Source organism: Janibacter sp. Soil728 (assembly GCF_001428305.1).
Classification (GTDB): domain Bacteria; phylum Actinomycetota; class Actinomycetes; order Actinomycetales; family Dermatophilaceae; genus Janibacter.
The window spans coordinates 61,911-81,976 of record NZ_LMRZ01000001.1; the positions used below are offsets into that span (position 1 = coordinate 61,911).

Here is a 20,066-nt window from a genome sequence, read left to right on the forward strand (position 1 = left end):
AGCACCCCCGATGACCCTCCGCGACCGCCCACGGCCCACCCTCGAGGAGAAGGCAGCCCTGCTGTCGGGACGCGACCTGTGGTCGACGCAGCCGGTCGAGCACGCCGGCATCCCCTCGATCGTCCTCACCGACGGCCCGCACGGCGTGCGACGGCAGCGGCCCGTCGAGGGGTCGGGTCTCCACGACAGCCTGCCCGCGACCTGCTTCCCGCCGGCCGTGGCCATCGGCTCCAGCTGGAACCCCTCCCTCGCCGAGCAGGTCGGCGTGGCCGTGGGGCAGGAGGCCCGCGCCCTCGACGTCCAGGTCGTCCTCGGGCCGGGGGTGAACATCAAGCGGTCGCCGCTGTGCGGCCGCAACTTCGAGTACTACTCCGAGGACCCCCTGCTGTCCGGAGCCCTGGGTACCGCGCACGTGCAGGGGCTGCAGTCCGTCGGCGTCGGGGCCTGCGTCAAGCACTTCGCGGCCAACAACCAAGAAACCGACCGGATGCGGATCAGCGCGGACGTCGACGAGCGCACCCTGCGGGAGATCTACCTCCCTGCCTTCGAGAAGGTCGTCAAGGACGCGACCCCGGCGACCGTGATGTGCGCGTACAACCAGATCAACGGCGTCCCCGCTGCCCACAACAGCTGGCTGCTCACCGAGCTGCTGAGGGACGAGTGGGGGCACACCGGACTCGTCGTCTCGGACTGGGCCGCGGTCACCGATCCGGTCCGCTCGGTCCGGGCCGGCCTGGACCTGGAGATGCCCGGGACGAGTGGCCGGAGCGTGCAGCGGGTCGTCGAGGCCGTCCGCGCCGGCGATCTCGACGAGGCCGTGGTCGACGCAGCCGTCGACCGGCTCCTCGACCTCGTCGACCGCACGACCGGAGGTGACATCGGGACGGACCTGGCGGCGGGTGACATCGATCGGCATCACGACCTCGCCCGCGAGGTCGCCACCGAGTGCGCGGTCCTGCTGAAGAACGAGGGGGCGCTGCCCTTGGTCGAGGGCGCCCGCGTCGCGGTGATCGGAGAGCTGGCCCGCAGTCCCCGGTACCAGGGCGGCGGGAGCTCGCGGGTCACCGCCACCCGCGTCGACGCCCCCCTCGATGCACTCCGGACGCTGGGGACCGAGCGGGGAGGCACGGTCGACTTCGCCGCCGGCTACACCGTGGACGAGTCCGGCGACGCCTCGGACCTGCTGCGGGAGGCGGTCGAGGCGGCACGCACCGCAGATGTCGCCGTCGTCTTCGCGGGGCGGCCCGAGTCGGACGAGTCGGAGGGCTTCGACCGGCCCGACATCTCCCTTCCGACGGCCCAGACCGAGGTCATCCGTGCGGTCGCCGCTGCGGCCGCGCGCACGGTCGTGGTGCTGAGCAACGGCCTGATCGCGTCGGTGGAGGGCTGGCACCAGGACGTCGACGCCATCCTCGAGGGGTTCCTGCTCGGCCAGGCCGGCGGGAGCGCCCTGGCCAACCTGCTCCTCGGCATCGACAACCCCTCCGGCCGGCTTGCCGAGAGCATGCCGGTACGCCTGTCCGACACCGCCAGCTTCGTCAACTTCCCCGGCGAGCAGGGCCACGTCCGTTACGGCGAAGGGGTGATGGTCGGCTACCGGTGGCACGAGACCGTGGGCATCCCGTGCCGCTACCCCTTCGGGCACGGGCTGTCCTACACCACCTTCGCCGTGCACGACCTGGGCGTCGACGTGACCGGCGACGACAGTGCGCGGGCCACCGTCAGCGTCACCAACTCCGGAGAGCGCCCGGGCAAGCACGTCGTGCAGCTCTACGTCGCCACCGAGGCCGGCCCGGTGCGCCGACCGGTCCGTGAGCTGCGCGCCTTCGACAAGGTCGAGCTCGCCCCGGGTGAGACGCGCACGCTCACCTTCGACCTCGGGCGACGGGCCTTCGCCCACTGGGACATCACGAGCGCGAGCTGGGTCGTGCCGGCGGGGACGTATGTCGTGCAGGTGTGCCAGGACGCCGCGACCGTCACGGTCGAGGAGCCGATCACGCTCCGCGGCGACGACACCCGTGAGCAGCTGACCCTCGAGTCCACCGTCGAGGAGTGGTCCACCCAGCGTCCCGACGTCTTCGCCGGCTTCCTGGCCGCGATCCCCGCGGACAGCGGTGTACCGGAGCTGACCCCCGAGCTGCTGCGGGTGATCGCGGGCATGCCGCTGCGGAAGGTCGCGGACCTGCTCGGCGACGCCGTCCCGACCGAGGTCCTCGACCAGCTGGTCGCGGGCGGGCCGGACGTGGTCGGCGACGACGGTGGTGCACGATGACCTCCGCCGTACCTCGCCGTCCCAGCACCGGCATGCGGGTCGCGGCGGCCCTGCTCTCGGAGAGGGCCCGTCGCCGTGAGGGCCATCCCGTCGACCTCGCCCGGGAGCGGCGGCTCAACTCCGGCCTGACCGACCGGCTGCGCGTGCCGCCGGGCGTCGCGATGTCCCACGAGGAGATCGCGGGCGTCCCCGTGGTCCGCCTGTCCGCGAGCGCGCGCCCACGGGGGACGGTGCTCTTCCTCCACGGCGGTGCCTATGCGCTCGGCTCCGCCGAGGAGGCCCTGACGTGGGTCCCTGCCTGCACGGATGCCGGTGCGGACATCGTCGGTGTCGAGTACCGTCTCGCTCCCGAGCACCCCTTCCCAGCGGCCGTGGACGACGCGATGGCCGTCTACCGGGAGCTGCTGGGCTCCGTCCCGGCCGACCGCCTCGTCGTCGGGGGCAACTCTGCCGGAGGTGGTCTGGCCCTGCTGGTGCTCCAACGCGCACGTGAGGAGGGCCTGGCCATGCCGGCGGCGGTGATCCTGGGGTTCCCGTGGGCCGACCTGTCGCTCAGCGGACAGAGCGCGAGGACGAACCTCGGCCGGGACATGCTGACCGGCTCGGAGCTGGACGAGGAGGCCGGCTGGTTCGCCGACGGCCGAGACCTGCAGGACCCGGCCGTCTCGCCGCTCTTCGGTTCGTTCGACGGCTTCCCGCCCACGTGGATCACCGTCGGGAGCCGGGACCTGCTCCTCGACGACTCCCGTCGGCTGGCCACTGCGATCACCTCGGCCGGAGGCGAGTGCGTCCTGCAGGAATGGCCCGGTGCGGTGCACGCCTTCACGGCGTTCCCCCTCCCCGAGCGCCGTCGATACCGGCAGAAGATGTTCGCCGTCGTCGATGCCGTCCTCCCCCCTCACGCCGACGACCAGACCGGAGCGACGATGACACCCACCCCGGACACCAGGACGCCCGGCCCGGAGCGTGGCCGGGCGCGCTTCGCCGCGCTCGGCCACACCGTCCGACTGATCAAGTCGCTCCCGACGCCGGTGCGTGAGCGGGTGCTCGACGCGATCTCCGGCGGGGTCTCCTCGGCGCTGCCGCCCTTCCCGGACGTGCTCCGACTCGTGGAGACGGCGGGCGGGATCCCTGACGGCACCCTCTGGCAGGAGCGGCTCCTCGCCGAGCGTCCCCACCTGCGCGGTGTCCGCCAACGGGAGATCGAGGGCGACGACGACGGTCGCCTCCGCGCCCGCCTCTACCTCCCACCGCGAGGAGCAGGCGCAGCACGGGCCGCGCTGGTGTGGGTGCACGGTGGTGCCTTCGTCATCGGCAGCCTCGACCAGAAGGAAGCGCACTGGCCCGCGGTCGAGCTGGCCGCTGCCGGCATCCCGGTCCTGTCCGTCGACTACCGCATGTGCATCGACGGTGTGCACTTCCCCGCGCCGCAGGACGACGTGCTCACCGCGTGGCGCTGGGCCGTGGCGCACGCCGACGAGATCGGCGTCCAGCCCGCCCAGCTGCACCTCGGTGGCGGCAGTGCGGGTGGCTGCCTCGTCGCCGGGGCAACGGTGCGCCTGCGTGACGAAGGGGGGACCCTGCCGGCCTCGCTCCACCTCGCCTACCCCGTGCTGGAAGGCACGCTGGCGCCCCCTTCGCCCTCCGCTGCACTAGCCCTCGCGTCAGCCGACCTCCTCTCCGACGAGTGGATCACAGACATGTTCCGCGCATGGTCGGGCCCGGCCCCGTGGAGCGATCCTCGGGTGAGCCCGGGACTCGCCGACCTCACGGGCTTCCCACCCACGTACCTGCTGACGTGCGGCCGCGACCTGCTGCGCAGGTCCAGCGAACCCTTCGCCCAGCGTCTCCGCGGTGCCGGCGTGCCCACCCGGCACGTCCTGTTGGACGCCTCCGAGCACGCACCGCTCGACCGTCCTGGCACGGCCGACGGGGAGGACGCCGTCCGCAGGCTGGTCGCGTGGCTGGACGGCGGCTTCGAGCAGGTGGGTGCGTGATCGTGGGAGGCGCCGACGACCGGCCCGCTGCGGGCCCACTGCATCCGGGTGACCACCACGTGGCGATGGGCAGCTCCTTCGCCGCCGGCTCGGGGCTGCGCCCACGCAGCCCCGGCAGCCCGCGGCTCGCCCAACGCTCCGCGGCGAACTACGCGCACCTCGTGGCCGACCGCCTCGGCCTCGACCTGACCGACGTCACCTGCTCCGGTACGACGGCCGCCTCACTGCTCACGGCGTCGTCGCGGCACCCGGCACCGACCGACGCGGTCAGCGCGGCCACCCGGCTCGTCACCATCACCAGCGGCGGCAACGACGTGGGGTACATGTCGGTCCTCGGCCTGGCCAGCCTGCCCCGCCCCCTTCGCGCGCTTCCCCCGGTCAAGCGCCGCTTGGAGGAACTGATGGAGGGAGTCGATGCGCGCTTCGTGGAGCTCTCGACGACCTGGGACGGCGTGCTGGGCACGATCCGCAGCCGCGCGCCGGAGGCCACGGTCGTGGTCGTCGACTACCTCACCCTGCTCCCACCGAGCGGGACGCCCGCACCGCTGGGGCCGGACGCTGCCGCGTGGGCTCGCAGCACGGCCCGACGGCTGGGCGTTGTGACGGCCGCGGCTGCGGAACGGACCGGCTGTCGGCTGGTGGCGGCCTCGGCAGCCAGTCGCGAGCACCACGCCTGGTCCATGGATCCGTGGACCCACCGGTTCCGGCTGGGCCCCGACACGGTCCCGTACCACCCCAACCACGCCGGGATGCGGGCCATCGCCGACCTCGTGCTCAAGGAGCTGCGAGGACCCGTCGGGTCGGGCTGAGCCTCCCCGTCACGAACGGGGATGTCCCCCCTTCGTCCCCGGTGGTCAGGCGTAGGAGCGGGCCATCTCGACCGACTGCTGCACGTAGCCGCCGCCGAAGACGACGGCGTGGACCATGACGGGGAAGAGCTGGTGCAGGCCAACCCGCTCCTGCCAGCCGTCGGCGAGCGGGGCCGCCTCGTCGTAGGCGGCGATGATGCGCGCGATGTGCGGCGCGGTGAAGAGCAGGAGCATCGCGAGGTCGGTCTCGGCGTGGCCACCGTGGGCCGCCGGGTCGATGAGGACGGCGCCCTTGCGGGTCCACAGGATGTTGCCCGCCCACAGGTCGCCGTGGATGCGGGCCGGGGGCCGGCCGTCGTCGAACTCCCCGGACTCGAGCCGCTGCGCGACCCGCTCGAAGACGTCCTGCTCGTCCTGCCACAGGTTCTGGGCCAACCCCGTGCGCAGCATGTGGCGGATGCGCTGCTCCGCGAAGAAGGCGCCCCAGGACTCGCTCGCCTCCAAGGGCATGGGCAGCGGGGAGTCGGCCGGGCCGACGAAGCCGTGGCTGGTCCACCGGGCCGGGGGTGCGCCGAAGGCTGGCGCGCCCGCCGCGTGGGTCGCGGCGAGGGCCACGCCGAGCTCGTCGGCCTGGACATTGGTCGACGGCGCCGGGTCGTACTGGAGCAGGTCGATGTGGTCGAGGTCGACGTCCTGCAGCTCGGCGATGGCGGCACCACCGTCAGCCTGCGCCTCGGCGAGCCAGAGCAGCCCGGCAGCCTCCCACGACGAGTAGCCACGCGGGGCGGCGGAGGTGTCCTTGCGGTAGGTGCGGGGCGGCTTCACGGGGTCAAGACTGCCACCCCCCTCCCCCGGTCCCTGAGGAGGTTGCGCAGCAACCATCTCGAAGGGCGCTCCGTGGGCGAAGGGAGGTACGCGCCCAACGCCTACGGGCGAAGGAAGGGCCCGCACCCGCCGAAGTCCCTTCGTTCGTCAAAAGCCGCACCTTGTCGTTACGGACTTCGGCTTGATGTGTGCGGACCCTCCCTTCGCCCTCCGGCGATAGGCCATCGATCGCACGCCCGCGCCGCGATCAGCGCACGCGGGGCAGGGTGCCGGTCTCGTCGACCGGGGCAGCCGTCGCGCGGGAGCCGGTCTTGATGGGGCCGGTCCCCCCCGAGGAGGTCTTGCCCTCGCCGGCGATCGCCACCGCGACGGCGTCGGCGACGTCCGGGTGGAAGACGCTGGGGATGATGTAGGAGGGGTTGATCTCCTCGTCCTTGACCACACCGGCGATCGCGTCGGCGGCCCGGATGAGCATCTCGGTCGTGACCTCCTCGGCCTGGGCGTCGAGCAGACCGCGGAAGACACCGGGGAAGGCGAGGACGTTGTTGATCTGGTTGGGGTAGTCGCTGCGACCGGAGGCGACGACCTTGGCGTACTTCGCGGCCTCGGCCGGGTCGATCTCGGGGTCCGGGTTGGCCAGGGCGAAGACGATCGCGTCGTCGGCCATGTTGTCGCGGATCCACTCGGCCTTGAGCAGGTTGGGCGCCGAGACACCGATGAAGACGTCGGCGCCCTGCAGCCCGTCGGGCAGGTCGCCGCGGACCTTACGCGGGTTGGTGCGCTGGGCGAGCTCGAGCTTGGCCCGCGGGAGCGTCGAGTCGTCGGAGGAGAGCAGGCCCTCACGGTCGTAGACGATGACGTCCTTGGCGCCCGCGGCCAGCAGCAGGGTGACGATCGCGGAGCCGGCAGCGCCACCACCGGAGACGACGATCCGCGCCTCCTCGAGCCACTTGTCGACGACGCGCAGGGCATTGCGCAGGGCGGCGAGGACGACGATCGCGGTGCCGTGCTGGTCGTCGTGGAAGACGGGGATGTCCAGGCTCTCGCGCAGACGACGTTCGATCTCGAAGCAGCGGGGTGCGGCGATGTCCTCGAGGTTGATGCCGCCGAAGCCCGGGGCGATCATCTCGACGGCGCGGATGATCTCCTCCGTGTCCTGGGAGGCGAGGCAGATCGGCCAGGCGTCGATGTCGGCGAACTGCTTGAAGAGCGCGGCCTTGCCCTCCATGACCGGCATCGCGGCCTCGGGGCCGATGTTGCCCAGGCCGAGGACCGCGGAGCCGTCGGTGACGACGGCGACCGTGTTGCCCTTGATCGTCAGACGGCGCGCGTCCTCGGGGTTCTTGGCGATCGCCATCGAGACGCGACCGACGCCCGGGGTGTAGGCCATCGAGAGGTCGTCACGGGTCTTGAGCGCGACCTTGGACCTGACCTCGATCTTGCCGCCGAGGTGGAGCAGGAAGGTGCGGTCGGAGACCTTGTGCACCTTGACGCCCTCGATCGCCTCGACGGCCTCGACGAGCCCGTCGGTGTGGTTGAGGTCGAAGCCGGAGCAGGTGGCGTCCACGACGAGACGGTCGTGGCGCGAGTCGGCGATGTCGATGGCGGTGACGATGCCTCCCTGCTCCGCGATGGCGGTGGCCACCCGACCGACGACTGCGTAGTCGGTGGAGGTGTGCAGACGCATGGTGATCGAGTACGACGACGGGGTGGCGGCAGGCATGTGATCAGTCTCTCACCGCGCGACGATGGCCGAAAATCGGCCTGTCTCCACCGGTCGACATACAGCAGTAGACGAGCACATCGCGACGCGCCGATGCCCGAATCTGCCGGTGACCATGCTCAGGCCCCCTTCGGGACGCCCGCTGCGAAACCTCGCCCGTAGGCGTCGAGCAACTCACTCGCGGTCAGATGCTGCATCTGGAGAGCCAGCCGGGCGAAGGCGGTGGGGTCGTCGAGGACGTCGACCACCGCCTGGGCACGTGCCGCGGTGAAGTTCTCCGCGCACGTCTTGCCCAGCAGGTAGGCGCCAGCGAGATCCAGCACGTAGCCGCACGCCTCGAGAGCGTCCGGCGCCGCCCACATCTCCTCGGCGTATGGACCCCGCGACCCCGCCCACAGCACGTCATGGAGATCGGGCGCGTCCTTGGAGTTCGTGAGATGACGATCCCGCCAGGCCAAGATCTTCAAGGCCGTCTGCGCCTGGATGCTGGCTACGTTGATGGTCAGAGTCGGGGACAAGGTGACGAGGTCGGGCGAGCTCATCGCCTCACGCAGGCCGACGACGTCCAGCACGGTCCCGGAACTTGTGCTCGGCGCCACGCACGGCGTCGAAGCCAGACGTGAACTCGGCGAACGCCTCTCCGTGCGGCACCGCGATTGCGATGTCCACATCGGCTGTGCTGCGAGAAGAGCGCTCCGCGACCGGCGCGTGCACGCACAGGTCGCGAGCGGCTGCACCGATGAGGACCATGGGGAGCGAGAGCGCACGCGAACGTGAGTCCAGCATCTCCATGAGCTCGACCGGGACGTCATGCTGGTCCGGCGCGACAGTGAAGTGCCTACCCACCCGCTCTCCACTCCTTCGCGACCGTGTCCGCTCTGGGGTCCTGCAGCGCAAGGAGATCGGCATAGACCACCGGACTCGGTGCCATCCGCGGCCAGAGGTTGGTGGCACGCGACTCCTTCTCCGTCCGCGGGGCCCATGCCGGGCGCCGCAGGACGACGGGGCCGTCGGGGTCGGGCCTGAGCCTGGCTCCCTGCACGACCGAACCCACGGAGTCGTGGACATACAGGTCGAAGGTCACCGGTGAGATGTCGTAACCAGCCAAGTACGTAGCCCACTCCCCCGAGGGGGTCGCGTCGACCTCCTTGAGTGCACCGATCAGGTCCTTGCGGCTGCGTTCACTCGAGTACCTCTCAATCAGGGCGTCGTCACGTGGCCCAGCCAGGTAGGCGGCGACCCAACCGTCGTACAGCCGGCGCCACCTCCCTGCGTCGGCACTCTCCGTTGACCGATAGCCCTGGTCGTGGAGGAAGGACACCACCTTTTGCACGCTCCCCAGCGAGACCGTCGTGTGGGCCTGCACTTCACGAAGGGGGGCGTCCAAGAGGTGGGGCTGGTTGAGGATGGCCAGGACGACCGGCAACCCGGCCCGGGTGAAGAGAGGCGATGCCTTGCGGCCCGCCCCCGGCGATCTCTCCGGTGCACGGCGTCCGCGGACGTCGATGAGGACGCCTGGCCCTCTCAGGTAGGCATTGCCCGCGCTGTCGACGTACTGGATCCCGCGACTGCGCAACAGGTCTCCCACGGCGACAGAGATGTGGTCCCCGATGAGCAGGCCCCCCTCGAGGTTGGCGAAGACCAGCCCCACCGTTGAGGGCCGCAGGCCCAGCTTGACGTCAAAGGGGACGGTGAACTCTCGGCCGTCGAGACGCACAGTGGCTGACCCGTCGTGCACAGCATCACCGTGCGCCCGCTCTCCTGACAGCTGCTCGGTCTTCAGCGACACCCCCAGCTGACGCAGGGCGGACACCGCCTCCGCGACGATCTCCGGCTCCCTGCGACGCGCGTTCAGGTTTTTCATGTGTTCACGCTACGCGATTTGCAGGAATTCCTGAACACATGGCCCGCGACGCGCCGATACGCGAATCTGCGGCAATATCCCCCTTCGCCTAGACAAGCGGATACGGTCGCATCGTGGATCCGATCACCAACCCCTATGCCCCAGGCGCCGGCCAGCGTCCGCCCGAGCTCGCCGGCCGTGACGAGCAGCTGACCCGCTTCGACGTCGTGCTCAAGCGCATCGTCAGCGGGCGCCCCGAGCGCTCCCTCGTCCTCACCGGGCTGCGCGGTGTCGGCAAGACCGTGCTGCTCAACCAGCTGCGCTCGGCCGCCGTGCGCGCCAAGTGGGGCACCGGCAAGCTCGAGGCGCGGCCCGAGCTGGGGCTGCGCCGACCGCTGTCCAGCGCCCTCCACCAGGCGGTGCGCGAGCTCGGGCACACGCAGGAGGAGGAGGTCGAGCACGTGCTCGGCGTCATCAAGTCCTTCGCCCAGCGCGACGCCAAGCCGGGCACCAAGCTGCGCGAGGTGTGGAACCCCGGGATCGACGCGCCGCCCATCAAGGGACGCGCCGACTCCGGTGACATCGAGATCGACCTCGTCGAGCTCTTCACCGACGTCGGCGGGCTCGCAGCCGACCTCGGCCGGGGTGTCGCGATCTTCATCGACGAGATGCAGGACCTCGGCCCGGAGGACATCTCCGCGATCTGCGCGGCCTGCCACGAGATGAGCCAGTCGGGTCTGCCGCTCATCGTCGTCGGAGCCGGCCTGCCACACCTGCCGGCGGTGCTGTCGGCGAGCAAGTCCTACAGCGAGCGCCTCTTCCGCTACCAGCGCATCGACCGGCTGGCCCGCGAGGAGGCGGACCGGGCCCTCAGCGCGCCCGCGGCCGACGAGCTCGCGGAGTACGAGCGGGAGGCACTCGACGCGCTCTACATCGCGACCGGCGGCTACCCGTACTTCATCCAGGCCTACGGCAAGGCGGTGTGGGACCAGGCCCCGCAGTCGCCGATCCGCGCCGAGGACGTGCGCGTCGCCTCACCCGAGGCCGAGTCGGAGCTGGCCGTCGGGTTCTTCGGGTCGCGCTACGAGCGGGCGACGCCCGGCGAGCGGGAGTACCTGCGGGCGATGGCCGACGTGGCCGCCGACATCGCGGCGAAGGGGGAGGAGTCTCTCGACGACATCGAGTCCGTCCTCACCTCCGAGGTCGCGAGCACCCTGGGCAAGAAGCCACAGTCCCTCTCCCCCGCGCGGGACGCCTTGCTGAAGAAGGGGTTGATCTACTCCGCCGAGCGGGGACGGATCGCCTTCACGGTTCCTCACTTCGGGCGGTACCTGCGCGAGCAGACCTGAGGGCCTACCTGTCCGGGAACTACCGATTCTGATCATTCGGTCCGTTCTGAACGAGGAAAATGATCAACGTGATCAGACAGCGCTCGTGAACGAGGATTTTGATCATTTTGAACGAGGAAAGTGATCATCCTGCGGGTGGTGTCCGCTGAGCGACAGGTCAGATCTCGGAGCGCCCGGCGCGCTGCCACTGCTCCTCTTGGGGGGTGGGCATGTACTGCAGTTCGTCGTTGCGGTGGAACCAGTCGAGCGCGGAGCGCAGGCCCTCCGCCAGTGGCAGATCGTGCCCAGCTGCGGTGTTGGTCAACTTCGAGACATCGAGGGTGAGTTCGGCGTCGCGGAAGGGAAAGTAGTCGCGGGCCGGGATGTTTGGGTCGTGGATCTCAACCAGTTCGGGCCGCACGTCGGCCACTTCTCCGAGCAGTTCCAAGTAGTCACGGAAGCTGTAAGTGGCCCGCTCACCCGTGTTGTACACGCCAGCCGGCAGTGTCCCTTCGCACGCCGCAAGGACGATCTCCGCGAGGACGTCAGCGCGCAGAAACTGCACGCGCGTGCTTCCGTCTCCAGGCATGTACACCGGGCGGCCACTGAGCATGCGAGCCCATAGGAACTGCTCGCGCTGGTCTGCGTTGTGCGGGCCGTAAACGTACGGAGGTCGCAGCACCGTCAACCGATCAGGGAAAGCTTCCTTCAGTAGCCGCTCGCAGGCGGATTTATCCACGCCGTACTCGCCCCAGATCGCGTCACCCACCGGCTCTTGGTCCTCACGGAACGGCGGCGGGGTCTCCTCCCGGTCGTACACGGCGGCGGAACTGATGAACACGTAGCGCGAAGGCGGGCTAAGCCGCAGCGCGGTCAGAACGCCGGGGAACATGGCGGGTTCGGTGCCGGAGACATCAACCACGACGTCATAGGGATCACGCAGCACTGCGGCAGTGCCTTCCCGGTCCGCCCGGTCCCCCACCAGGAGTTTCACGTCGTCGCGCGGCAACGGACGCGTGCCCCGGTTGAGCAGCGTCACGTCATGTCCCTCAGCGAGGCGATCGACGATCGCCCGGCCGACGAACCGGGTGCCACCAAGCACCAAGATGTTCATGGCTTTCCTTCCTTAAGTGAGTCACGTTGTTTTGCTAACGCAGCGTTATCGAAACGGGAGGTTGTCGCGGGCGAGAGACCATCCACCATTGAGTTGGAAGACACCCGCAAACCCGGTGTCACACAGAGCCCCGTCACCGGAGAGATCAGCGAGCGACGCCGAAGAACAGGGTCCACTGACCGATCGTCATACGGAGCAGCGGTGCCGATCAGCTGGTGCGTTGGGCGACCACGTGGATCTGTGAGCCGAAGTGTCGGTACGGGTCTCGTCTGCTGGCCTCGTACTCGACGTCCAAGAGACGGCGCAGCTCGGGCTCGGGTGGAGGCGCTTGGTCGGCTGGCATGGGGTCGGTGAAGACGCGCACGCCGTACCACTGCACGACGGCGAAGCCGAGCTCGGTCAGGCACCCGGTGATGTTCTCCAGGGTATGGGCCGTGGCCGTGACGCCGAGCTCGTTGACGTAGGTCTTGGCGCCCAGGGCTTCGGTGGCGGCCCGCCACTGACCGCGCAGGGCCGGCCGGTAGGCCAGTGCTGCGCCGTTGCGAAAAGTGACCGATAGGAGACCGTCGGGGATGGCGTAGCTCGCCAACATCGCCAGCGCAGCTGCGGTGTCCTCCAAATACATGAGTAGGCCGTGCGCACAGACAACCTCGAACCTTCGGTCATCGAGCAGCGCGGGTAGGTCCTCCAGGGAACCGACGCAGGTCTGCACTTGGAGCCCGCCAGCGTGAGCGGCCGCACGCAGCTGTTCGAGTAGCGCGGTCGACGGGTCGACACCGACCACGGTGCACCCACGTTCGGCGAGCCGGATCGCTTGCGTGCCCTGCCCGCACCCCACGTCAAGGACCGTGTGCCGGGACGGGACGTGGCATTCGAGTTGTCGGGCGATCGACTCCTGTCTGACGAGGTTACGCAGGCCGCCCAGGCGTTCCACCCAAGTCCCCTCCGCAGCGCTGAACAATGTCATGCGCCCGAGCCTGCCACCTGAACCAAAGAAGAGGGCTGTTCGCGACGCGCGCCTGCACGAGCCCACCTGGACGCCCGACCGGTGGACGTTCCATGTCCGGTCGGCGTTCGGCTTGTAGGACCTCGGAGTCGGAGCCTGACATGCCATCCCGTCGGGATGGTTTACAGAATTGCTCGGCGACTCGATTGGACTATGGACGACACCTCTAAGTTCCGGCTGCCGTCACAGAGACAACAGCTCGGTGTGCGGCAGCACGCACTCGTTGCACAGGGTCATGGCGAAGGTCGGCCACGACCGACAGTGCATCGCCTAACTGGTGGCGGGCGACGACCTTGGCAGCCATCTCCCGGACCCTCCATGCGTCATCGTTCAACGCGTCGACAATCGCGGGCTGAGCGGCATCGTCCCAGGCCCACAGCAGTCCTCGAGCTGCCCAGACGCGAAGCCAGTACTCAGGGCCGCTCGGCTCGCCGGTCACTACCCATCGTGCTGGAGGGCCGCCGAGCGCGAGGACCAACGCCGGATCAGCATCGCCGCCCCTGAGGAGGTCAATGCATCCAACGACGACTGCGCTGTGGCCGCGGCGGGCACACTCGGCCTCGATGCTCTCTCGTGGAGTTTGCCCCCACCGCGATGCGGCCGCCACCCCGCCCATCTTGCCGTAGTCGCCGGACCCGTCGCATGGATGGGGGTCGCGCGATCACTGCACAGCCTTCTCGCGAAGAAGCCGACTTACCGCCCGTCCATAGGGGGATCCTCTTGCGGGACGGCCCGATGCAGCGGACGCGGCAACGCGACGGGCGAACCGTAGGGCTCGACTCGGGCACTTTGCACGGCGCCCGTCTCAATGGGGTATGTGTGCAAAGTAGGCCGCGTGTCGTATGCAGTCACGGCCGTTCTTTGCAGCAAAAACCGATTGTTATGGATCGCCATAACTAGTCGTTATCGGTCGACGGCCTTGGACGTGGCTGGCTCGCGGTGTCTCCGTGCCGCCCCGGCCGGATCGTTCCTCGTCGCCCCATCACATGGCGTCGTTGAGGGGACGTTTGGTTCTGCGAGCACGAGCGGATCGTCATTGCAGTACCGACTCGAGGTGTTCGACGATTGTGGACGGTTTCGGGAGCCTTAGCGTGGAGCGGCGAAGTTGTGCGGTCCGGTGCCTTGCCCGCTCGTCTGCCAGAAGGTCGGTGATCGTTTCCGCGATTGTGTGGGCTGTGGCCGTGATCGGGTCGAGGACCCGACCGAGACCTATCCGGCTCACGCTGTCGGCCGTGAACGGCTGGTCCGCTCCCATCGGGAGGACGATCTGTGGTGCTCCGCCCATGACCGATCGCAGGAACAGGCCACTGCCACCGTGGTGGAGGACGACGCTCGCATGAGGGATCACGACATCGAAGTCGACGAACTGCTCCACGCGCACCTGCGGGGGCTGGCTTCCGAAGCGTTCCGGGTTGAGGTCGCGACCGATGGCCACGACGGCGGGCGCCCCGGTGGCCGAGAGTGCCTTGAGGATTCGATCGAAGAGGTCACCAGATTCCGTGTTGAACTCGGTGCCGAGCGTCGCGACGATCGACCCGTCTGGATCCGGCGCTGAGCCCGCATCGGGCTGCATCCAAAGCGCGTCGGCGGGCGCGGGGAAGTGGGGATCTCGCATTGGCGGGGCGAATGGGACGACGAAGAAGTCCCCGTACGGGCGGATCGGCTCCGGCACTCCGAGCTGATTACTGAGCACATCGAGCGCATCGGTGAGTCGCCCTGGTCGCACGAGCGCGCCGGACGCGATCACCGCCACGACGACAACCGGGATCCGCGCCCGCTGCGCTGCAGCGATGGCACCGAAGTCGACCTCGTCGCAAACAACGAGGTCGTACCCGCGCAGTTCGTCGTCCAAAGCCGCAGCCGCTACAAGCGCCGCCCGCCCGGCGAAATGGCCCTCGACCACCGCCAGTTCGTGTTCGATATCCACCGGCGCGAGTGGAGCGATCGCATCGGCGAGTTCGCTTCGCCGGTCTGGCCGAGCAAAGATGCGACGGTAAATACCGGGGGGAACACCGGAAGTCGCGGACTCGCGCCCGGCAAGAGTCAGCTCGTGGCCAGCCGAAGCGAGGGCGCGATGCAGCGGCATCTGAGGAACAAGGTGCCCGGCTCCACCCGCGAACGAACACAGAACCCGCATGGCAGCGACGTTACCAACAAGGATCAATCATGATTAGGCGCTCAACGGGTTCGATGCCGCCTCCGGCTGAGCGACGTCCGAGGCTATGTGCGCACGGGGATTCGCTTCGGGAAGCTTCTAAAAGACGGATGACGACTGGACCGTCCTCAGCACTGAACAGCCGGTACTTTGCACACCCCTTGACGGAGCGCCCTTGTTCACAAGGTAGGCCGCGTGTCGTGTGCAGTCATCGCTGCATCTCGTCACATGGGCACGGACGCCGGGATGGAACCGGTGGCTCCGGCCTGGCTGACGGTGGTGCCATTGGTGACCACGATGGGTGCGGCCGCCACGGTGACATGGTGGCGGCGCGCCGAGGTGGTCCGACTGGCAGTGGGCCAAAAGATGCGCCTCTCCTCTGTCGCCACCCACATCATCTAGGACCTACCTCGGGAAGGCGTACCTGCGGGGGTCATCCTTCGAGGCCCCTCGAAGCAGAGGTCAGAGCAATTTGTCAAAGACGTCCGGGTAGGGGCAACCACGGTTTCCGCGGTTGCCGGGATCACCAGGGTTCCCGGGGTTCCCGGGATTGCCGGGATTGCCGATGTTCCCGAAGTCCCCAAGGTGCTTGTTCACTACTTGGGCTTCGAACAGTTCGCCGACGTACTGCCCGTTGAGGCGATGAACATGGCTGCCACTCAGTTGGCCGACTGCGGTGCCACCGAGCTCGTGGACGTAGCGCCCGTGGACGAAGCCCACGGCTTTTCCTGAGGTCGCGTAGATGTACTGAGTCATGGGCGCAGACTAGACGCAACCTCGAGTACGGCCCAGATGACCTTCAATGTTGCGATCCTTGCCCAGAAGGGCGCGGCGCGGTGTCGATTGTTGTCCTCCTCTGGTATTCGTGTTGCCTAACGTTCCGATAAAGACGGTGAGACGCATGGGCATGATGGATCAGCACCGACGTCAGATGACGCACGAGCGCGCGAAGAAGCTGCGACTAAGCAAGGACGTACAGAGCATCAGTAAGCGGCTGTCTGAGAAGCGGGCCAAGGTCACCAAGGCCAACACCGAGAGCATTCGCAAGTCCCGGCAGCGCGAGGTCGACGCTCTTGAACGGGACTTGGTCCGGACCGAGAACAAGGTGGTCGACCAGGAAAAGGCGATCGCAAACCTCCAGAAGAAGATCGACAAGGAGGGGGACGCAGCGCAAGGGAGGCGAGATCGGACCGATGCCCGGCGCGAGCGGGATCGGGCCCGCCGTGACCAGGTTGTCGATCGAGACCTTGACTTGCTGGTCCAGACCACGTCGGCTCTCGATGCTCGACTCACCGAGGTCGAGGCATCCTCCCTGAATACGCTGGCACTGGCCGTCGCGAGCGACCTCGTGGATCGTCAGTACGACGTGTTCCTGTCCTTCGCTACACCGGACGAAACCGCGGCCAGCAACCTCCGTGACGAACTGCAGGCTCGTGGTCTCGACGTCTGGATGGTCGACGCGCAGGTCGGTCTCGGGCAGTCGCTCGTGACGGGGATCGACAACGGCATTGGATCGTCGCGGTGCGGCATCACCTTCGTCACCCCGGCCTACGTCGACCCGAGTCGGTTCTGGCCACGTCAGGAGCTAGCGGCGCTGATTATGGGACGCAAGAGGGTCATACCAGTCATCTCCGGTCTTGAGTTCGACGACGTCGAGAAGTTCAGCTCGCTCTTAGGCGACCGCAAGGGCCTCAGTACCGACATTCACGGGCTCGACGAGATTGCCGATCTCATTGTTCACTCTTTGAGCGACGAGACTCCCAGGCAGTGATTCCGGTCGGAATGGATTGCGCGAGCCGCCGCGCGACCGGTTGCACGTCACTGTCCTTGTCCCGCAGGGCGATCCTCCTGCGGGACGGCCCGATGCAACAGACGCAGCAACGAGATGAGCAAGGCGTAGGAACTGACGCGGCACTTGCGGACACCCTGCACAAGGCGGGATCTGCGCCATCTTTGCCGCGTGTGGTGTGCAGTCTCCGCTGCATCTCTCAGCCGGGACGACTTCGACCCGCTTCACATCGCCCGTTCTGTCATTTCTCCGCACCAACGTCCAACAGTCCGTGCTTGATACTCACTCGTGGTTACGGTCGCTGAATGACCAAGGATGTTCGCGCCGATCTGCGCGCCTTCTACGACCAAGAGATGACCGAGCGCGCGTCTCGTCCCGTAACAGCGGCGCGTAGTCGCCATCTGGATCGCTTCGTGGAGGAGGTCCAGCGCCGCGGTGCGGTGTCGGTCCTCGAAGTTGGGTGCGGAGCGGGCCGCGACGGCACTGTCATCCAAAGCGCTGGGTTGGCTTACACGGGCGTCGATCTATCCGCCTCCTCAATCGACATCTGCGTAAGACAGGGACTACGAGCGACGCGAGCGGATGCCATCTCACTGCCTTTCGGCGACTCCACCTTTGACGCCGCCTGGAGCATGAGCACTCTGATGCATCTGCCCGACAACGACTTTGGGCTGGCGCTCCGCGAACTGGCACGCGTCGTTCGGCCCGGAGGATTGGTCGAGATCGGCGTCTGGGGGCATATCCAGAGCCGTGACTGGGCCAGCCCCGATGGCCGCTTCTTTCGCCAGAGGTCCGACAGGGCCCTCCGTGCGGAGTTGTCGGAGGTCTGCACCGTCCTCGATTTCGCAACCTGGGACTGGCAGGAGGATGACGCCCACTACCAATGGGCACGTACCGAGGTAACTACCCCCTGAAGGCATATCGATCCTGACGCGGACCCCTTCTGACGGGTCTGAGCGACTAATGCTCCACGAACGTGGCTCGCTGTGGAGGCCCTTGCCCTCTCACTTCGCGGCGGTGATCTTGGCCAGCCTTGCTTGGATCCGGCTCCCTTCGCGGCGTTCGGGAGGGCATGCAATAAGCCACCTTGTTAGCACCGCGATCTCCTCTGTGCGTTCTCCGAGCTTTCGGTGAATGATCGCTGCCTGCTCTGAGTACCAGGGTGCGGGTTCCCTGCCTTCACGGGCCGCCTCAGCTGCCTCTGCGGCTGCGAGACAGAGCTCGAGTGCTTCCTGAAGGCGCCCGTCGCGCTTGAGTTGCTTGATCGGCTCGACGAGCTCGAGGTAGTGCACACCGTTCACCAACCCAGAACGCAAGGTGTTGGCCCTCGGTCCACCTTCGGCGAGAGATTCCCTCACTATGCGGCTGCTGTCGTCATGTCTGGCTTGTGCCTTTGCCTGGGAAGACATCGGTGGCCGATCTGATGCGGACCATCGCCAGCGGGGGGTTCCTTCGGCCAGCCATGCCCATCCCTCCACGCGAAGACCCGCGGTGAGTGGTTCGGCGAATAGCTGCACGTGGACGGGCCAAGCGCCGCCCGCGGGCAATTGCAAGGAGCGGGCGATTCCCCCAGGTAAGTACCCGATTCTCTCTCCGTCCACATGGACAGCAACAGCCATCGGCTCAACTGGATTGTTCGGCTCAAGCTGCACGAAGCCACCAGTCTCGATGTGGCCGCCGGCGCCGATCCCGTGCCGAACTGCCAGTGCCAAACAGGCTTCCTTCGCGAAGGTGGTCGTTCCAGTTAGGTGGACGAGGTCCGCTATGCCCCCGAAGGTTGCGGCGCCCTGCACCTTCGGCACCGCACGGCCAAGACTTGGTGCATCCGGTCGGGCCGAATCGGCGCCTGGCGCCGTTACCGACCCAGGATCCGGAAGTTGATGACGCCTACGGAATAGCCCCACGACGCAACCTTGGCACGGCTCAGTCCTGGCGGCGCCAAATTGGGCACGGCATCTACGACCAGGCGAGCAGTGTCCCGATGTTCTCGTCGGTGAGCCCATGTCGCGGGTTCGGACGTAGTACAAGGCAGTCACGATCTTCGGTCAGCCGCTTGGCGTCTCCCCGGCCGAGCTGATCGTCGACCCAGGCGAAGGGCCTGTCGCCTACGAAGGCGAGGACAGGCTTGACTCGCGGGTTGTCGAAACCGTCTGGATCCCTGCGGGCGCTACTGACGACGGGGACGACCGGCCAAGAACCTCCTGTGGAGTGGTCCAGCAGGGTGTTAGCGCTGTTCTCCCAAGAGGTAGCCCAGGCCAATTCGTAGTGCCGCCCCAACCTATCCAGACTGGCGAGAACGTCGGGACCCAGAGCATCTTCGCCGGCACCGTCGCGAAGGAGTACGCCGTCGACGTCCAGCAAGAGCCACGGCTTAACCGCCCGCGGACGTGCGTCCGTGCTGAGATGCCAGCTGACAGCGTGGAAGTCCACGACGTGGGGGTGATGATCAGTCACCACGTACTCGGTGCCCCTCACTAGAGGGCCACAGTCCCGAGTCATGGTGTCGAGCTCGGCAATATCGGGCTCTGATCCGTCGTCGCGTCTGGGAGGCAGCACCAAGCCACGCTCGCTTCGATCGACGTACCCGGAGCTGGCCCAAGACCTGGCTTCCGCAACACCGTTCACCATCACTTGGTAGGCGTTCTCAAGGTCGTCGGCCCCTCGGAAGGTGAGGACCGATGCCGACGGCCAGCATCGGATCTCCGGCTGCCGGAGCCCCCCAGTCCGCATCAAGTCCCCTGACGAGTCCGCCTCAAACAGCCCATCGGGCGGGCCCGCGTACTCGATCCACGGAACAACGGGCAGGGTCTCGAACCAAGACCGAAGCTCACGGTGAAACTGCGTGGCAGTCACATTTGGATCTTCCAGATGCACCCACAGCGGGTGAGGCCGGTGCGGCATGGCGTCGCGGACGAACCGACCCCTCGGATCGACGCAAAGATCCGAAAAAGTGTCGAGGAACGTCTCCTCTCGTGGAGGCATCGGCCACGACTCCAAGAGGGTTTGCGCGCACTGGTCTATCCAGAAGCGCACATCTCGCCGGGTGTGGTCCCGCTCTGCGTGAGCCCTAGCTTGCTCCTCCACCAGGGCTCGGCAATGCCGATCAATGTGATCGAAGTAGGCGGCAGGGTCGCGTAGGGAGTCATAGGCACCGGGAGACTCCAGCTTCCAGCGACGAATCACTTCGCGTCCGAACCGGTCCATC

18 protein-coding genes are annotated in these 20,066 nt (G+C 67.8%); 7 read left to right on the plus strand and 11 right to left on the minus strand.

Annotated elements, in window-relative coordinates:
• Positions 1-10 precede the first annotated feature (10 nt).
• The 3 genes from ASG73_RS00320 to ASG73_RS00330 are packed head-to-tail and all read left to right on the plus strand — an operon-like array spanning position 11 to position 5,078.
• A complete protein-coding gene (locus tag ASG73_RS00320) occupies positions 11-2,272 on the plus strand; it encodes a glycoside hydrolase family 3 C-terminal domain-containing protein (protein WP_055989161.1) in 2,262 nt (753 codons plus the stop codon).
• Positions 2,269-4,269: an alpha/beta hydrolase fold domain-containing protein gene (locus ASG73_RS00325; RefSeq protein ID WP_082566877.1), complete on the plus strand. Its 2,001-nt coding sequence runs from the start codon at positions 2,269-2,271 to the stop codon at positions 4,267-4,269. The genes ASG73_RS00320 and ASG73_RS00325 overlap by 4 nt, the downstream gene beginning before the upstream one ends.
• Positions 4,266-5,078 carry an SGNH/GDSL hydrolase family protein gene (locus tag ASG73_RS00330; protein WP_200946634.1) on the plus strand — a complete coding sequence of 271 codons (813 nt, stop codon included), beginning with the start codon at positions 4,266-4,268 and terminating at the stop codon, positions 5,076-5,078. Before ASG73_RS00325 ends, ASG73_RS00330 begins: the two co-directional genes overlap by 4 nt.
• Before the next feature lie 45 nt (positions 5,079-5,123).
• On the opposite strand, the gene ASG73_RS00335 is transcribed toward ASG73_RS00330, so the two are convergent.
• The 4 genes from ASG73_RS00335 to ASG73_RS00355 form a co-directional block, all read right to left on the minus strand.
• Entirely contained in the window at positions 5,124-5,903 is a 780-nt protein-coding gene (locus ASG73_RS00335) for a fructosamine kinase family protein (protein ID WP_055989166.1), read from the minus strand.
• Positions 5,904-6,150: 247 nt separating this feature from the next.
• Positions 6,151-7,626 carry an NAD-dependent malic enzyme gene (locus ASG73_RS00340; RefSeq protein WP_055989169.1) on the minus strand — a complete coding sequence of 492 codons (1,476 nt, stop codon included), beginning with the start codon at positions 7,624-7,626 and terminating at the stop codon, positions 6,151-6,153.
• A 119-nt stretch (positions 7,627-7,745) separates the two neighbouring features.
• Entirely contained in the window at positions 7,746-8,198 is a 453-nt protein-coding gene (locus tag ASG73_RS00345; RefSeq protein WP_055989172.1) for a hypothetical protein, read from the minus strand.
• Positions 8,199-8,464: 266 nt separating this feature from the next.
• The gene (locus tag ASG73_RS00355) at positions 8,465-9,490 is read right to left on the minus strand and encodes a type IV toxin-antitoxin system AbiEi family antitoxin (RefSeq protein ID WP_055989178.1); all 1,026 of its coding nucleotides are present in this window, start codon (positions 9,488-9,490) and stop codon (positions 8,465-8,467) included.
• 113 nt (positions 9,491-9,603) lie between these two features.
• On the opposite strand from ASG73_RS00355, the gene ASG73_RS00360 reads away from it, so the two are divergent.
• Positions 9,604-10,818 carry an ATP-binding protein gene (locus ASG73_RS00360; RefSeq protein ID WP_055989181.1) on the plus strand — a complete coding sequence of 405 codons (1,215 nt, stop codon included), beginning with the start codon at positions 9,604-9,606 and terminating at the stop codon, positions 10,816-10,818.
• Positions 10,819-10,975: 157 nt separating this feature from the next.
• Here ASG73_RS00360 and ASG73_RS00365 read toward each other — a convergent pair whose 3' ends face one another.
• The 4 genes from ASG73_RS00365 to ASG73_RS00375 form a co-directional block, all read right to left on the minus strand.
• Positions 10,976-11,911: an NAD-dependent epimerase/dehydratase family protein gene (locus ASG73_RS00365; protein WP_055989184.1), complete on the minus strand. Its 936-nt coding sequence runs from the start codon at positions 11,909-11,911 to the stop codon at positions 10,976-10,978.
• A 208-nt stretch (positions 11,912-12,119) separates the two neighbouring features.
• Positions 12,120-13,025, minus strand: a complete 906-nt coding sequence (locus tag ASG73_RS00370; protein ID WP_082566879.1) for a class I SAM-dependent methyltransferase — start codon at positions 13,023-13,025, stop codon at positions 12,120-12,122.
• 58 nt (positions 13,026-13,083) lie between these two features.
• Positions 13,084-13,533, minus strand: a complete 450-nt coding sequence (locus ASG73_RS18585; RefSeq protein WP_082566880.1) for a HEAT repeat domain-containing protein — start codon at positions 13,531-13,533, stop codon at positions 13,084-13,086.
• Positions 13,534-13,950: 417 nt separating this feature from the next.
• The gene (locus ASG73_RS00375; RefSeq protein WP_156466067.1) at positions 13,951-14,844 is read right to left on the minus strand and encodes a glycosyltransferase; all 894 of its coding nucleotides are present in this window, start codon (positions 14,842-14,844) and stop codon (positions 13,951-13,953) included.
• Here ASG73_RS00375 and ASG73_RS17715 point away from each other — a divergent pair.
• Positions 14,830-15,087, plus strand: a complete 258-nt coding sequence (locus ASG73_RS17715; protein WP_156466068.1) for a hypothetical protein — start codon at positions 14,830-14,832, stop codon at positions 15,085-15,087. The two genes, ASG73_RS00375 and ASG73_RS17715, sit on opposite strands and share 15 nt — an antisense overlap.
• Before the next feature lie 447 nt (positions 15,088-15,534).
• On the opposite strand, the gene ASG73_RS17345 is transcribed toward ASG73_RS17715, so the two are convergent.
• Positions 15,535-15,828 carry a 4-fold beta flower protein gene (locus ASG73_RS17345; protein ID WP_082566881.1) on the minus strand — a complete coding sequence of 98 codons (294 nt, stop codon included), beginning with the start codon at positions 15,826-15,828 and terminating at the stop codon, positions 15,535-15,537.
• 145 nt (positions 15,829-15,973) lie between these two features.
• Between ASG73_RS17345 and ASG73_RS00380 the strand changes: the two genes are divergently transcribed.
• A complete protein-coding gene (locus ASG73_RS00380) occupies positions 15,974-16,843 on the plus strand; it encodes a TIR domain-containing protein (protein ID WP_055989193.1) in 870 nt (289 codons plus the stop codon).
• 323 nt (positions 16,844-17,166) lie between these two features.
• A complete protein-coding gene (locus ASG73_RS00385) occupies positions 17,167-17,775 on the plus strand; it encodes a class I SAM-dependent methyltransferase (protein ID WP_055989196.1) in 609 nt (202 codons plus the stop codon).
• 90 nt (positions 17,776-17,865) lie between these two features.
• On the opposite strand, the gene ASG73_RS17720 is transcribed toward ASG73_RS00385, so the two are convergent.
• Complete coding sequence (locus tag ASG73_RS17720) at positions 17,866-18,153, minus strand: hypothetical protein (RefSeq protein ID WP_156466069.1); 288 nt, start codon at positions 18,151-18,153, stop codon at positions 17,866-17,868.
• A 664-nt stretch (positions 18,154-18,817) separates the two neighbouring features.
• On the minus strand, positions 18,818-20,065 hold the full coding sequence (locus ASG73_RS00390) for a hypothetical protein (RefSeq protein ID WP_055989199.1): 1,248 nt from the start codon (positions 20,063-20,065) through the stop codon (positions 18,818-18,820).
• Between the last annotated feature and the right edge of the window lies 1 nt (position 20,066).